At 28.5% G+C, this 16667-nt stretch carries 14 protein-coding genes; all 14 read right to left on the reverse strand.

All coding sequences use genetic code 11. The features are described from left to right. Positions 1 to 2: 2 nt before the first annotated feature. A complete protein-coding gene (locus PQO00_RS07865) occupies positions 3 to 989 on the reverse strand; it encodes a UDP-glucuronic acid decarboxylase family protein (RefSeq protein ID WP_274184291.1) in 987 nt (328 codons plus the stop codon). Positions 990 to 1001: 12 nt separating this feature from the next. Next, on the reverse strand, positions 1002 to 2159 hold the full coding sequence (locus tag PQO00_RS07870; RefSeq protein WP_274184292.1) for an ATP-binding protein: 1158 nt from the start codon (positions 2157 to 2159) through the stop codon (positions 1002 to 1004). A 93-nt stretch (positions 2160 to 2252) separates the two neighbouring features. Then, positions 2253 to 3650 (reverse strand): UDP-glucose 6-dehydrogenase, encoded by a 1398-nt coding sequence (locus PQO00_RS07875; protein WP_274184293.1) that lies wholly within the window; start codon positions 3648 to 3650, stop codon positions 2253 to 2255. Between the two features lie 12 nt (positions 3651 to 3662). Continuing rightward, the gene (locus PQO00_RS07880; protein WP_274184294.1) at positions 3663 to 4682 is read right to left on the reverse strand and encodes an MraY family glycosyltransferase; all 1020 of its coding nucleotides are present in this window, start codon (positions 4680 to 4682) and stop codon (positions 3663 to 3665) included. A 202-nt stretch (positions 4683 to 4884) separates the two neighbouring features. Beyond that, complete coding sequence (locus tag PQO00_RS07885) at positions 4885 to 5649, reverse strand: glycosyltransferase family 2 protein (protein WP_274184295.1); 765 nt, start codon at positions 5647 to 5649, stop codon at positions 4885 to 4887. Then, a complete protein-coding gene (locus PQO00_RS07890; RefSeq protein WP_274184296.1) occupies positions 5646 to 6800 on the reverse strand; it encodes an O-antigen ligase family protein in 1155 nt (384 codons plus the stop codon). Before PQO00_RS07890 ends, PQO00_RS07885 begins: the two co-directional genes overlap by 4 nt. Positions 6801 to 6813: 13 nt before the next feature. Beyond that, entirely contained in the window at positions 6814 to 8181 is a 1368-nt protein-coding gene (locus PQO00_RS07895; RefSeq protein ID WP_274184297.1) for a hypothetical protein, read from the reverse strand. Positions 8182 to 8191: 10 nt separating this feature from the next. Next, positions 8192 to 9316, reverse strand: a complete 1125-nt coding sequence (locus tag PQO00_RS07900; RefSeq protein WP_274184298.1) for a glycosyltransferase — start codon at positions 9314 to 9316, stop codon at positions 8192 to 8194. A gap of 6 nt (positions 9317 to 9322) precedes the next feature. Further along, the gene (locus tag PQO00_RS07905; protein ID WP_274184299.1) at positions 9323 to 10234 is read right to left on the reverse strand and encodes an O-antigen ligase; all 912 of its coding nucleotides are present in this window, start codon (positions 10232 to 10234) and stop codon (positions 9323 to 9325) included. Positions 10235 to 10564: 330 nt separating this feature from the next. Further along, positions 10565 to 11554, reverse strand: a complete 990-nt coding sequence (locus PQO00_RS07910) for a D-glucuronyl C5-epimerase family protein (protein WP_274184300.1) — start codon at positions 11552 to 11554, stop codon at positions 10565 to 10567. Next, a complete protein-coding gene (locus PQO00_RS07915) occupies positions 11551 to 13044 on the reverse strand; it encodes a hypothetical protein (protein WP_274184301.1) in 1494 nt (497 codons plus the stop codon). Before PQO00_RS07915 ends, PQO00_RS07910 begins: the two co-directional genes overlap by 4 nt. Beyond that, the gene (locus PQO00_RS07920) at positions 13029 to 14225 is read right to left on the reverse strand and encodes a glycosyltransferase (RefSeq protein ID WP_274184302.1); all 1197 of its coding nucleotides are present in this window, start codon (positions 14223 to 14225) and stop codon (positions 13029 to 13031) included. Before PQO00_RS07920 ends, PQO00_RS07915 begins: the two co-directional genes overlap by 16 nt. A gap of 87 nt (positions 14226 to 14312) precedes the next feature. Further along, positions 14313 to 15587 (reverse strand): lipopolysaccharide biosynthesis protein, encoded by a 1275-nt coding sequence (locus PQO00_RS07925; RefSeq protein WP_274184303.1) that lies wholly within the window; start codon positions 15585 to 15587, stop codon positions 14313 to 14315. A 2-nt stretch (positions 15588 to 15589) separates the two neighbouring features. Continuing rightward, a complete protein-coding gene (gene wecB / locus PQO00_RS07930; RefSeq protein ID WP_274184304.1) occupies positions 15590 to 16648 on the reverse strand; it encodes a non-hydrolyzing UDP-N-acetylglucosamine 2-epimerase in 1059 nt (352 codons plus the stop codon). Positions 16649 to 16667 lie beyond the last annotated feature (19 nt).

Here is a 16667-nt window from a genome sequence, read left to right on the forward strand (position 1 = left end):
AATTACTTATTAATATATCCTGAGAAATCTTTGTGTTCACTTTTATAGAGTTCTTCTTCGGTTAAACTTTTAAAAAAATCAAACGTTATTTTCATACCTTCAGATCTACCTACTTTCGGTTCCCAATCTAATAATTTTTTAGCTAAAGTTATGTCTGGTTGCCTCTGCATCGGGTCATTAACCGGTAAATCTTTATAAATCACTTTTTGAGTAGTTCCTGTTAATTTTATAATCTCTTCTGCAAAGTCTTTAATAGTAATTTCATTGGGGTTACCAATATTAACTGGCAAACTATAATCACTTAGCAATAATCTATATATTCCCTCTATCTGGTCGTCTACATAACAAAATGATCGGGTTTGAGAACCATCACCAAATATAGTTAAATCTTCTCCACGTAGTGCTTGCCCCATAAATGCAGGAATAACTCTTCCATCATTCAACCTCATTCTAGGACCATAGGTGTTAAATATACGAACAATACGTGTCTCCAATCCGTGAAATCTATGATATGCCATGGTTATAGATTCTTGAAAACGTTTTGCTTCATCATAAACACCTCTTGGACCAATGGTATTTACATTACCATAATAATCTTCGGTTTGGGGATGTACTAATGGATCTCCATAGACTTCAGATGTTGACGCTATGAGTATTCTTGCTTTCTTTGCTTTTGCTAAACCTAAGAGGTTATGGGTCCCTAAAGAACCTACTTTTAAGGTCTGAATGGGTATTTTTAAATAGTCAATAGGGCTTGCTGGTGAAGCAAAATGAAGTATATAATCTAAATTTCCTTCTATATCTACAAATTCAGTAACATCATGCTCTATAAACTCAAAATTCGGATTCCCTTCTAAATGGGAAAGGTTTTTTTTGTCTCCAGTAATGAAATTGTCCATTCCAGTAACATAATAACCTTCTTTAATAAAGCGATCACATAAGTGTGACCCTAAAAAACCTGCTGCTCCTGTTATTAATACTCTTTTCAACTTTACTCGTTTTTATTCCCTAATTTTTTCATCCATCAAATCTAAAGGAATTACTTCAAAATTATCGCTCCTTTTTTGATAATCTTGGCCTCCATAAATAATTTTTCCTCCTTCATATCCTGTTAGATTATTCCAATACTTTAATCCTTTAAAATAATCATTTGTAACGGTCTTTCCAGATTTTATTTCAACAGGTATTAATTCATTAAAGTTATCTATTATAATGTCAATTTCGTTTCCTTTACTATTCCTCCAAAAATATAAGTTATTTGCTTTTCCTTTATTTAATCGTTGTTTTAAAAGTTCAACGATAACCATATTCTCAAACAAATTCCCTTTAAATGGATGTAAATTTAATTGGTTAGCATCCTGAACCCCTAATAAAGCACTTGCTAATCCTACATCATAAAAATAGAGCTTAGGCATCTTTACAACACGCTTATTAAAATTATTATGATGTGGCTGCAACCTAAATAAAATAAAACTGGCTTCTAGTACTCCTATCCAAGATTCAATGGTTTTACTATCTACACCTACCTCAACACCTAAAGCATTTTTATTCAGCAATTGACCTACTCTGCCAGCACATAGTTTTAAAAACCTTTCAAACACCACTAAGTTTTCAATCCCTTTTAATTGTCTTACATCCCTTTCTATATATGTTTTAATGTAATTTAGAAACCATTTTTGAGTTTCAAAAGGTTTATCATACAATGGTGGGTAAAACCCTTTAAAAAGCTTTTCATGAATGGTTCTAGGCGCTATATCTTTTATTTCAGATAAAGAAAAAGGTAATAAGTTTAAGTAACCCACTCTACCCGCAAGGCTTTGTGTAATGTTCTGCTGTAATAAAAAATTGTTAGAGCCTGTTAATATAAACTGTGCTGTTTCATTACTTTCATCTAATATTTGCTGTAAATATGAAAATAACTTTGGCGTTCTTTGAACCTCATCTAGTATAGCTCCCTTTGAATATTGTTCCAAAAACGCCTTTGGATCCTCTAAAGCAAAACTTCTTGTGTCTAGATTTTCTAAACTTACATAAGGTTTATCTGGAAACACTAATTTTACCAATGTTGTTTTCCCTGACTGTCGAGGGCCTACAACGGCTATTGCCTTGTATTGCTTAGATAAATTTAAAAGTTCCTTATGAGCTTCTCTCAAAATCATATGCAAAGGTATAATAAAAACTGCACAATTTCGGAATTAAATTCCGAAATTGTGCAGTTTTTTACAAAAACACGATCAATCCTTGCTTAAACTTTACTTACCACTACCAATTTTGTAAAAAGTAAAACCAATTTCCTCTAATTCTTTCTTGTTTAAAATACCTCTGCCGTCAAAAACAAAAGCAGGTTTTTGCATGTTTTTATAAATACATTTCCAGTCATAATTTTTAAACGCATCCCATTCGGTTAAAATAGCTATGGCATGAGAATCTTTACAAGCTTCATAAGGATCTTTATTTATGGTTAACAAATTTTTGTTTTCGTCTGGTGAACGTGTATTTAAGTCATCTAAATCAGCATATATTCTTTCTTCTGGAACTTTTGGGTCGTAAACAGCTATATGCGCCTGTTCATTTAATAAATTATCTGCTACTTTTATAGCTGCAGACTCACGGGTATCGTTGGTGTCTTTTTTAAATGCCCAACCTAAAAACGTTATTTTTTTACCAGAAACCGTATTGTATAGAGTACTCACTATATTATCTGAAAAACGATTCTTTTGATGCTCGTTCATAAGAATGACCTGCTCCCAATAGTCAGCCACTTCATTTAATCCATAGCTTTTAGCAATATAAACAAGGTTTAAAATATCTTTTTGAAAACAAGATCCTCCAAAACCAACAGAAGCATTTAAAAATTTAGAACCTATTCTAGAGTCCATCCCTATGGCTTTTGAAACTTCGCTTACATCTGCTCCTGTTTTTTCACATATTTCAGACATGGCGTTTATAGAGGATACCCGTTGCGCTAAAAACGCATTTGCGGTAAGCTTAGAGAGTTCTGAAGACCAAACATTGGTTGTTAATATTCTTTCTTTGGGTACCCAATTGGCATAAATCTCTACTAAAGCTTGTATAGCTTTTTCTCCTTCTTCATTAGTATCTCCTCCAATCAATACTCTGTCAGGTCTCAAAAGATCTTCTACAGCTGTTCCTTCTGCTAAAAATTCTGGATTTGATAATATCTGAAATTGAACACCATTCCCTGTGTTATCTAAAATACTTTTTATAGCTGAAGCTGTTCGGACTGGAAGCGTAGATTTTTCAACAACTATTTTATTTTGTTTAGCAACTCTAGCGATTTGTCTTGAGCACAATTCTATATATTTTAAATCTGCAGCCATCCCTTTCCCTTTTCCATAAGTTTTAGTAGGAGTATTAACAGAAATAAAAATCATATCCGCTTCATCAATAGCTTTCTCTACTTCTGTTGAGAAAAATAGATTTCTTCCTCTTGTTTCTTTTACTATTTCTACTAATCCTGGCTCAAAAACAGGTAATTTATTTAAATCACTATCATTCCAAGCAGCAATTCTTGATTCATTAATATCTACCACAGTAACATTTATATGTTTACACTTATGGGCAATGACTGCCATTGTGGGACCTCCAACATATCCAGCGCCTATACAGCAAATATTCTTTATTGTCATTAAAACTATTTTTTAATTATCCTTGGGTGAATTTATTATATTTTTACCTTTTTCCTTAACGTTATCTACCTTTCTTCTAAAACGTATTTTTCTCTTAATATTAGAAAAACTATAATCAAACCGATAGAAAAAATATCCTAAAATAATAACGGTTACTACTAAAACTGTTGCCAGCCAAAAATTATAAGAAGCACTTCCCAAGATTATAAAGAGGTATACAAATGCTAAATTAAAACCACCAATAATAAAACTAGCTTTTCTATGAGACAACTTAAAATAATCTATTAATATATGGTGTGTATGGTTTCTGTCAGGTGAAAATGGACTTCTTTTATTAGCCAATCTAATTGTAAAAACTCTTGCAGTATCAAATAATGGTACAATCAGAATACTTATTGCTATTAGTGGAATATTTTCCATTAAAAAAGGAAGATCATCATACTTCTCTGGAGATAATGCCAAAAACTTAAGGGTTAATATACTAATAATGAATCCTACGATAAGAGAGCCCGTATCTCCCATGAAAATCTTTTGCCTAGAGGGAGACAGATTAAACTTCAAAAAGGCTATTAAACATCCATTTAAAGTTAAACTGATTAAAAGAAAAAAATATTCTTTTGTCATATAAAATATTGTAGCATAAATTATTAGTATAACTATACCAACAATTGCTGCTAATCCATCAATACCATCAATCAAATTGTAGGCATTAATTATTGTTAACATTATAAACCCTGCAATACAATAATAAATATAAATAGGTATGTCATCAATTCCTAAAAACCCATTTAACGAATATATAGTAAAACTTTCATTACTTATTACGAATATTATAGCTATTACTTGTGCAATTAATTTTGCATACGGCGAAAGTACAACTAGGTCATCCTTTAAACCGATTATAAAAAGGATTGTTAAACCAGGTATTAAATACATTGCTTCTCCATGGTCACACCAAACTCTTAGAAAAAAAAGTGCAAAAATTAGTGTGTAGAAAAAAGATACACCACCTAACGTTGGTGTTCTTTTCATATGAGAGCTTCTTTTATTAGGTTCGTCCATAAGTTTTTTATACTCAACTAATCCAATAATTTTTGGGATTGTTAAATATGTAAGAATGTAGGCTCCTACAAAAAAAAGTATTGGAATATAAAACGGCACTTAAAGTATTTTAATAATTTAACCCAAAACTACTAAATAAATAGAAATAAAGTCATTCATATCCGATTTAAGTTTATAACTTAACCTTAGCCTTTCGTTTAAATAAAAAATGATAAACTAAAAATATGGTCATCCTATAAAACGATTCTACGAAAGACATTTTTAATTCTCTTCTATATACCATAAAATTATGCCTAACTAGCTTTATTTTACTCTTACTCAACGATGAATTTCCAGTTCTATAATATGCTAATGGTTCCCGTATTCCATATGAGCAGTCAATCCCTTTAAGCATTTTTATCCATAATGCCCAATCTTGTCTTTTTCTGATTTCTGGCATATATCTTTTTCCAAAAAAATTTGTATCATACACTACTGTTAAACAACCTATATGACCTCCATTCCTTAAGATCATTTGGTAGGTTACTTTTTCTGGGCATTTCACCAAAGTTTTTATCTGCCCCGTTTTATCATCAAATTCATAGTATTGGGTATGTGTAAATGGGAAATTATTTTCCCTCATAAAGGAAATTTGTTTTTCTAATTTATCTAAAGCCCAAAAGTCATCAGAGTCTAAAAATGCTATATATCTTCCTTTTGCTTCTTTAATTCCCCTATTCCGAGCAAATCCAGCACCTGAATTATTTTGTAATTGTATTAACCTTATTTTATTATTCTTTTTTATGAAATCTTTTATTATTGAAACAGTATTATCAGATGAACAATCATCAATTATAATATGTTCGTAATCACGAAAAATTTGTTTTTGAACAGATTCGATATTTTTGGAAATATGGTTTGCTGAATTATGTACAGGTGTTATTATACTAACCATCATTTATCATAAAATTTTGAGTTTAAATCTACAGTAGAGTGAAATAAGAGTGAAAAAAAAACAATATAAAGCATTCCATATTGAAGGCTCAAAACGTGTTCTATTAATCCAAAAAATATAACAGCTACAATTAATATAATTCCTAAAATAGATTTAGCTTTAAAAAACGTTTTAGTAAAAATATATAATATAATTGTTAATATGGCACCCCCAAAAAAACCATTTGATAAAAATTCCTGTAAAAACAAATTATGGGTGTCTAAAAGTCCTAAATTGGAATCGCATTGTTCAATAAAGCCTTTAATATTTTTATTACCTATACCTAATAAAAAATTAGAATATATGCCCTCTAAAGAACAATAAATCAAACTAATTCTATCACTAATACTATTTTGTAATGTTCTAAATATATCTGTTTTTAGCAACAAAAAATAAAAAATAAATATAAGTACAGCTGTAAAAGCAGTTATAGATATTGTAAGTTTCAAAAATGAGACTTTAAATGTTTTAAATAAATAAATAAATAAGATTAAAATAAAAAAGACGATACTTAATTTACTTGCTATTATGAAAGTTGATAAAAATAAAAAAATACATAAAAATGCTTTTAAATTGTGCTTTAGTTTTTTATTAAACATTATAATAGAAGCGGCAAAACATATATACATACCTAAATAAGTATGATGAATAGCAAAGGGTAGGTGATGATAGGTTACATACTTTAAGTAATAGTCAATAGCAAATTCATGATTCTTTGATGTAGTATAAAAATAAATTACATATACAACTGTAAACAAAATATATCCAAAAACCCCTAATACAAATACATTTAATATTTTATTTTTAAAACGTTTTAGTAAATCTTTGCTTATTAAAAATAATAATGGAGCTAATAAAAAAGAAATTCTTAAATCTCTCAAATAAAAGCCATTACCTCTAATAATTGAAAAAACAGGGTCTAACAGATAAAATATTACAAACAATACAACAATTTTATTTGTGATAATTTCCTTTATTTTAAAATTTTGTTTTGAAATATTAAAAGATAAAGTAATTAAAAAAAGAATAAAAGCGATACTCTTTACATTTAAAGGTAAAGGAAGCGGTAACACAAATGGAAAGGTTAACAATCCAATATTAACCCATACATTCATAGTTTTTGAATGTTTATTGAGAACAGTCTCCATTTGTTAAGTCTTCTAAGGTTGGGTTGAAAGAATTGTTAGCGATATCCAAGTTTAATAAGTTTGTATTTGACAAAACTAAATTGTTTAACCCACAGAAATTACTTAGGGAAGCATTTGAGTGAATCTGCAATTGAAGATGTTTACTATTAACTACTTCTAAATTTGATAAATCATCTAGATTACTCAAATTAGGATTATTCTTGATTTCGAAGTTGCTATATCCAGAATTATTATCAGATAAAGGGTGAATACTTTTAATTTCTTTCAGACTGCTTAACCCTAAGGTAGTTATTAATTCGTTATTTTCAATTGTTATCTTAGTAAAACCTCCAGAAATTTTTTCTATACCTCTTAGTCCTTTTAAATTAATTAAATTATTATTGTTTTCAATTAACAACCTAGTATCTCCTTCTTCACCACTCACAACCTTCTGAATATTGTGCAATCCCTCTAAACTTTTTAAAGATACATTGTCTTTAATTATTAAAACACCCCAAGAGTATATTTCTTGTCCACCAGAAATTCCCTTAACATTGGATAAAGATTCTATTTTTAATAAATTAGAGTTATAAGCTATTGTAAGAGCTCCAATACCTTCCAAATTATCTAAAATAAGCTTATCATTTGAAGATATCGTTAAATAGCCCCTCACTCTCTTAAGACCTTCCAAACCTTTAAGGTTTATTAAATTTTTATTATTAGAAATAGTTAAATCATGTGATTCTTCTAGGGCTTGAAGCCCTTCCATATTTATAAGTGAATTATTATTAGAGACATGAACGCCTCCTCCAGAAAAATTATGTCCAACAGCCGTTAGGTTATGTAGCCCTCTCAATGTCTTTAATTTTGAATTTCCTTTTATTAATACACCTTCATATTTTGTAATATTATTGCTAGGCCAATTATTAAAACGCGCCCCTGCAGGCCAATCAGTATCTACTAACGAAACCATACTATTTGGAAACCCTTCTATACTCTCTAATTCATCATTGTTTTCAATAACTACAGATTCATCTATCCTTTTGATAGAGACAAACGGATCAATATTTTTTAATAGTCTCAAATTACCAATTAGTAAACTCCTTGTAATTGTATCAATTTTACCATCTAATGGTGATAAATCAACAATATGGTCTGATGTTATTCCAAAGCCATCAATTACCAAAAAACCGTTAAGCTTTGATATACATTTATTAAAATTATTTACATCAGTTTGTGTTTTTAAAATTATATCTCCTGTATATTCTTGTTTACTACCTATACACTCTGTAATTTCATTAGAATTTGAACTAGGACTACAAGAAAAGTATAGTGTTGCGATAATTATAAGTGGTATTACTTTTTTCATTACTAAATATTTATTTTAACACCTTACTATAAAAGTGTTTTAATTTTGATAGCTCTGATGATTCCCAACTATATTTTTCTATTGCTCTTTTATACCCTCTTTCTCCCATTAGCATACGCTCTGTATTATTAGTTTTAATTTTCAATATAGCATCACTGATATCCTCTACTGAAGAAGGGCTTACAACTATACCGCACTTTGCATCATTAATTATATCAGTATATAAAGGGAAATTAGATGTTATTATTGGCAACTTTAATAACATGTACTCAAACAACTTGGTTGGATAAGATTCAATAAAATTAGGAGAATCTTTAAGTACCGCCATACCAATATGGCATTGAGCCATAAATTGCCATCCTTCTTTTGGTTTTAATCTGCCTTTAAAAATTGCCCAACCATCGTTTATTGCTTCTAAACAAATAGCGTGTTCTTTGATATTATTATCTAAAGGACCTACAAAAAATATATTAACCTCCTCTCCTTGTTTTCTTAATTTAGCAACAGTCTCTAGCATTATTAAAGCGCCCCTCTCAACGGTTACACTTCCCATGTATCCTATTGTGAATTTGTTGAATTTTTCAGCTTGAATACCTGTAACCTCAGTTTTTAATGGGTAGTTTAATATGGTTTCCTTTTCTTTTATGGTAGGGAAATGTTTTTCGTAGGAAAACTCTGCAAAAATAACTGGAATAAAACGAAAAAATAAATTTTGAAAAAGTTGAACCCCTTTACTTAAAATAATTCTTATAAATTTAGATATGTAAGTTTTTGTAAGAATTTGAAGAGGAAAGTTTTCATGCATATCAAACACAATTTTTTTTTCTATTAGCCTTAAAAAGGCTATAGAAGGAAGGAGCTCGGGATCGTGAAAGTGCATCAAATCCATTTTGTTACTCAATCCAAATTTTAAAACTTTGAAATTCCCTATAATAAACCTTCCTAACCTTCCAAACTTTATTTTCCCCAAATCTAATATAGTTAAACCTTCAATCTGTTCTGGGCCATCACCATCAGCAACTACAAGAGTAACATTCAAATCGTTCTCTTTGGACAAAGTTTTACAGTATTTATAATGAATTCTAACATCATACCTATAATGCACGGTAGTAATATGAACTATTTTGGTTCTCATTTATATTTAATATGATTTATATATTTTTTGACAAATTTCTTTATGGAAAATTAATATTCCGAACAGAATAAACAAATTTCTGTCTGTTGAAAAGCTTAGGGTTTTCATCGCATTAAAAAAAGCAAATAGTGCTAATGTCTTTAATACTTGCTCTCTCTTTAAGTGAAAAAATGGAAAAACAAAAAGCACTATTAAGAGACACATGGCGAAAAACCCTAATTCATACCAAGCTTCTAAAAAAATATTGTGAGGATAGGCTAGCTTCTCTTCATGTGTATAGTTTAAACCAAAGCTTCCAAGACCATAACCAATAGTAAGACCTTGGGGTTTGAACCCTTCTTTAATTACATAATAATACTGATCTATTCTTCCTAACAGAGATTTATCACTAGAGGCATTAAGTAAAGAAGTAAACCTTATAAGGCCGTATTCAATGGCTCCTTTTAATTTGTCATAATAAATAAGAAGTAAACATACAAACGGCACAAATGAAAACAAAATGAAGCGAAGAATCCTTTTTTTTATTTTTAAGTTTTTAAAAAATAAAACTAACTCCTTAAAATACACAATAAATAAGCTTATCATAAGAAATAACAACGCTCCTCTAGAGCCAAGCGCTAAAATTAATATTGAGCAAACTAAAATTATTAAAAAAGGGTTTTTAGAATACTTTATAGACAATATAGATAATACACCTAAGATGTATCCAAAATTTAAATAAGAATTTCTTAGAGGCATAAATAGAGTTCTATCTGTACGAAAGTCAAAAAAAGGCGCATTATTATATAAGAAATATTTAAACGCAACAAACCAAATTGAAAGTGGAATAATAATATAAAGTAAAGCCTTATAAAGTATTTTTAAATCAATTTCATCTATAAACTTTACATATACAAACCCTATTACAGGAATAAGCATTAAGAAAAGCTTTTTACTCCCTAAATAATGAGATGGTGTATAAACAAGACTTATTGTAGCAATAAGACAGAAAATTAGTAGTGTAAAAACATAAAACACTTCTATTTTATTAAATCTTATTTTTTTATTAAAAACATTGGAATAAAAAATATCTATTGTAATTAAAAAAAGTATTTGTATAGTAATATCAAAAGGATAACTATAGTACGACAAAAAGACTTTTAAAGTTCCCGATACTATCAAAAGGGACAATAGGCTATTCTGATAAACTTTATGTGAAATGTTTAGCTTCATTTAAGGCTATAGTTCAATAATTTTATGTGTTATTTATTAGGTTTTATATATCCACTTATGCTTTATTAAATTTGAAATAAATACTTTTACAAATAAAGCCAATAGTCTATAAAAAACGTTATTGTATTGTTTTTGAAAAATATCACTATAATCTATAAAACGCTGGTTGTTTGTAATATTACCTAAGGCCTTTAGTAGAACAATATGCTGTTCTTGATAATGCATACTACAAATATTTTGTAGTCCTTTCGGAAGGTTGTATAGAGACCAAAACCCAATATCATATTCATTTATATATCTTTCTAATGTTTTTAGCGATTTATCTAATGTTCTTTTCTTCTCCAAAATTAAATTATCTTGAATCCCCTTTTGAGAAGCGTATTCAATATAATCATGTAATCCTATTAAAGAATAAATCCATCCATTTAAAACATGGGGTCTATCAGGGTTCTTTGGGTATTCTTCAAGAATAATATTAGTTTCTTCTTGCTTATTTACAAATCCATGAACGTGATTTAATTGTACTAAATAAGAATTTGAAACCTCAACTATTTTTTCTTCCAATGACTCACTTGAATTTTTTATAGTATATCTAGTAAGTAACGAAAGTATCTGACCCTGTCCCATGCCATGTACATAGTATTCATCAGAATCATTACTGACGTATGTTTTCCAAAATAAGAATTTTAACAAGCTATTATGGCCTATATAAATGCTATCTGAGTCTAAGTTTTTAAGAAGAAAATTAATCACTTTATCTTGTTCAGGTTCTCTCCCTATTTCTTTTAAGGCAAAGCAATACTCACATAGTCCTGAAATGTGAACTCTTCTTTTCATTGGAGCTTTCATAACTCCATTATATAGACCTAAAGGAATTCCTTTCTCAACTTTCCATTTTTGTGATTCTATATTTACCTTGTAACCCTTTATCCAATAATTTTCATTCAATTTATCATTGACTGAATAATGATACTTAGTTTTAAAATATAAAAATAAATAATGCTTTAATTTAAAGTAAAAATTCATTCACTAATCTTTTTAAAATAATAAATAATTGCCACCCTATCTGCCCAATATAAACTATTAATATCTACATGCCATTTATAACATTCAAATAGATCATTCCACCCCCCCCCTAAAGCTAAATAATTTATATTTGGTAACTGGTCAGAGCTCCATTTAAAATCGAAAGCCGTTTTGGTTCTTACTTTGTTTGGATTACAAGTAATCAAATTCTCTTTTATTGCTTTTGTTAGCTTAATGATATCCCCCTTTGAAAAAATATCACAATTTTCATAAATTGTCATCAAGTATTTTATATCATGGCTCCCATAATTTTGAGTTTCATATCTTGTAATAGTACTAGTTGGGTCGTCCCAATATCTCCAAACCAAACCATGATTTGATTTTTCTACTTTACTTAGAAAATAATTCTTCCACTTATTAATTATCTTATATATAAAATCATCTCCTGTAATTTTATACCATCTAGATAACATAGCTACATATGAAAATTGCTTATTAAATGGATATACTATACCTCCTCCCATAAAGGTTTTAGCATCTTTAGGATATGAAAAATAGCATTCCCTTTCATTCTCTTTAAGATAAAGTTTAGTATTAGCTTCTATTGATTCCTCAATATATTTGTGATATTTTTTTAATTTGCGTAGTTCCTTCCTTTCTTTTAATATCAAATATGAATTTATCAAACTATTAATATGAATCGCATTAACATCAATACTAGGAACATAATAACTATTGATTCGTTCCATTTGAATTTCTTCAAGCTCAATTTTACTATTTATATTGTAATTTTTAGAAACATAATTAACAACCCTATTTTTTATATTATTAGAAACATATGAATTCCACTCTATCTTTTTTACATCTTCTTCTAAATTAAAAAGATTTGTATTTTCCAACTTAAAGATTTTTCCATTTCTTAAGTTATTAATAACAATATCAAAATTATTAGGATAGGTTTTTGATTTCATTAAGGATATATAACATTGGTCTATTTTCGCATCTTTGAATTCAAAAATACCTATTATTTTCCCTCTCTTATCTTTCAAGTTATAATATCCATAATTATACCTATTACCTGAAGACCAACATTTGTAAATTCTACCATTCCACGCAATAATTCCTCTTTTATCATCTCTGGTTTTTATCAAATCATCTGTAAGCATTATATGGAAATCTGCAGATTTGTTATTTGATGATAACTTATAAAGGAGAAAAAAAGCTTCCAATGTACTCCTCGTTTTCCAAGCTAAATCAGGCAAACCAGGATAATCAAACTTATAATCTTGTATTAATGTTTTCCAACTACCAATGTTATATTCATAAAAATTTTCATCAGGTTTTTGCCTAAAAATTTTATCCATAAAATCTAATGAAAAATCATTTGAGTCAGTTTTTAGCTCTTGGGCATTAAAAAAATTAATATATAAGAGGCTAAAAAACAGAACCATCATTCTTAAAGAGGCTTGCTTGATTAAGTATCCAAACATAACAACTTTAATTCTTTTTCTGCCCTTTCTGACCAAGTTAAGAGTTTTTGATGTGAAAAATTTATAGCTTGTTTAGATCTTAACAACAATTCTTCTTTATTATCAAAAATCTTATCTATTACATTGCCTGTCTCCTCATAATTTAAAGGATTCGTATCATAGAATACATTTTCATCAATTAACTCTAGAGAATTATTTATGTTTTCTGTTAACATAACAGTTCCTAAGCTCAATGATTCTAAAAACACATTTCCAAGATTAGAAAAATCATAAAAAGAAACACTAATATCAGATTTTTTTATAACGCTAATACTTTCTTCCTTTGTTAAACCTGGTATTACTTTAACAGTTTTAGATAACCCATTATTTTCAATGTTATTTTTAAGTTCTTTATAATATTTTTTATTAATAACTGGCCCCGCTATTATTGTGTTATAAAATTCATTTTTCTTCGACAAAACTTTTAATGCCTCTACTAATAAATGTTGCCGCTTCCAAATATCTATTCTTGCCAAATAACATATCTGTGGAGTAAAACCAATTTTATATTTTTCATTAACTTCTTCAAAAGAAAGAATATCTTTATTAACCTTGTCTATCCCGTTTAACCAAAAATAAAAAGGGCTTTTTTTATGCCCGATCTTATTATAAACCAAGTCTCCTTTTGTACCATCATTAGTACAAATTATCGCTTTAGCTGGCAGAGAAAAAGCAAAATATTCTAATGGGTGTTTAAAAAAAATGCTTATTTTAGACTTATCTAATTTATTGCATAAGAATGTTCCGTATATCCTTCGAACATTCGGAATTCCAGTCAAATTTCCAATGATTCCCGCAAACCCACTTGTAGAACCATGACCATAGATAACATCAATCTTGTTATTAATAATTATCCCAACTGTTTTAAAAACAAGACCAGTAATCGCACGAATGGCAGACAACCCATTTGAATGACTAAACCCATAAACCCTTATTTTGTCTTTATATTCTTTATTGATTTGAAAATTTGTTTCAATTTTACTTCCAAAAAATATAACATAAACGATATTGACATTATCGTCGTTTAATAATTTAAAGAATGTATTAGTAAAAGCTGGCATACCTTTAAATTCAGTCTCACCTTTCAAAAAAAAACTCCTTATTCCTGTCCAAAAAAAAGATAATAAAATTACGTTTTTCATATTTCCTCTGTAGTTAGTTTCATTTACTTTATGTTTACTTTTATTATTTGACAACTATTATTTTTTATTATACTAACTTTCAATAGATTATTTGTGGTTTTTAGAAAAATGAAAAGAAAAAAGAAACATTACTACATAGAAAAACACCAAATTTACTGCATAAATCCATAACAAATTAAATTCGGTTATTTCAATATATCTTGGCAAATTAAAAACTAAAATTGTAGTGAGAAATAAATAAAATTGTAAAAGAAAATTAATACTTTGCTTTTCTGCAATATAAAACATATAACTTAAAGGACTTGAGATAAATTTAAAGTAATAGTATATACATAATATTCTAGCATACTGACCTGCTATTAACCAATTTTCTCCAAAAACGAAAGCAAATAACTTGGGAGCAAATAGAAACAATATTATAAATGGAATTATTGATAAGATTGCTAAACTTTTTGCTGTTTTTACAAATAAATTTTTACAATTACCTTTCTCTAAATATTGTTCAGACGCCTTTTGGCGAAAAACCTCTAATATTGACGAGGAAAACAGACCTACCGGGGCATCTAAAACTCTTTTCATTAAAGAATAGAAACCTGTTACTCCTACTCCAAAATATGTTGTTAAAAAGAAGGCAGGCATCTGAAAAGATGCCATATTCATAAAATCAGATGGAATTGAATATATTGGAAAGTTCTTATATCTTTTTGCAATGATTTTGGATTCGCCAATAATTTTTTTATCAAACCTAAAAAAATTCGAATTCAAATAAAGAAGATATGAAAACGCAATTAAGTAGCCCAAAAATTCTCCTAATATCAAACCTCTGGCATCTTTAATAAAAAAAATACAAGATATACTTATTATAACACTAGAAATTGTTTTAACAACTTTCACCATAGATAATTTTTTAAACCTTTTCTGGTAATTTAAAATAGTATTAAAAACACTATACTCTGAATAGATAATTAACAAAAAAGGCAACGTATACCACCAGTCATATAAAGATTCATTAAAAGAAAAATTCTCTAATATTAAAGACTTTCCAAAAAACAATATTAGAGATAAAACAAACGAAATGAAAAAACTTATAAAAAGAGATAAGAAAACAACTTTTTTGATATCTCTTTCTGATTTCATTAATAAAATGGCCTTTTCAAACTTCCCTGTCGAAAAAGTACCAACAATTGTTAAAGTACTCAAATATATTAATAAAAAACCAAAATCTTCTGGAGTGTAATTCCTTGTCAAAATAGGTGTAACAGAAATTGCTATAACTTGGGAAATTGCAGTACCAGTCATAACCAAAATTACATTCCTAACGAATTCTGATTTAAATGATTTTATCTTTTCTAGTATTTTCAAATCTAGTGTTTAAGATATCTATTAATAGAATTAACTATTCTATCTGCACTATTTCCATTACCATAAAGCGTATCATCCCATTTTAATGGGGCAATATTCAATTCTTCCTGAATTTGGGATAGGTTTTCAAAAACTAATTTATTTGCATTGAACTCTAAAGTTTCTACCCACTCTGTTTCCTTTCGAATAGTAACACATTTTTTCTTTAGCCAATAGGCCTCCTTTTGCATCCCTCCACTATCTGTAATTAAACCTTGAGAATTAAACAGGTAATTCAAATTATCAAAGTAAGATTGAGGTTCAATGAATTCTATATTTTGAAAAGATTTTAAATCAATATCATATTTTTTACATAAATTTTTTGTTCTTGGGTGTAATGTCATTACCGCCCTTTTATTCAATTTATTGAGTTCTTCTAATATGCCCTCCAATCTTTCCTTTTGATCGGTATTATATGGTCTATGAATAGTAATATAATAATAGTCGTCTGTTATTTCATTGCTGGTCTTCAAAATTCCATTATTAACGACTAATTTTACTAAATCTTTCATTATATCTCCAACGTCATGAATACCATCATTAATACCTTCTCTTAATAAGTTTTTAAATGCTATTTGACTAGGGATAAACAAAAGGTTTGATATATGGTCTGTTAAAACCCTATTAATCTCTTCTGGCATTTCTTTATTGAAACTTCTCAATCCTGACTCAATATGAAATAATGGTAAATGAAGTTTTGCAGCCACTAGTGCTCCTGCTAAAGTCGAATTTGTATCTCCAAAAACAACCATGCCATTTGGTTTTTCCTTTTCGACAATTTCTTCTATTTCAATTATCATTTTTCCAGTCTGAGCCCCATGACTACTACTTCCTATATTTAAAGTGTAGTCTGGTTTTGACATTTTTAATTGTTCAAAAAATATGTCACTCATGTTTCTATCATAATGTTGACCAGTATGAATTGTTTTTAATTCTAATATGCCCAAAGACGCTTTTTCGAATGGGAAATGCTTAATAAATTGAGGTCTCGCACCAATTACAACTATAATTTTAGGTTTCATACAAAGTACTTCAAATGTT

It is taken from the genome of Flavivirga sp. 57AJ16 (genome assembly GCF_028736925.1).
Lineage (GTDB): Bacteria > Bacteroidota > Bacteroidia > Flavobacteriales > Flavobacteriaceae > Flavivirga.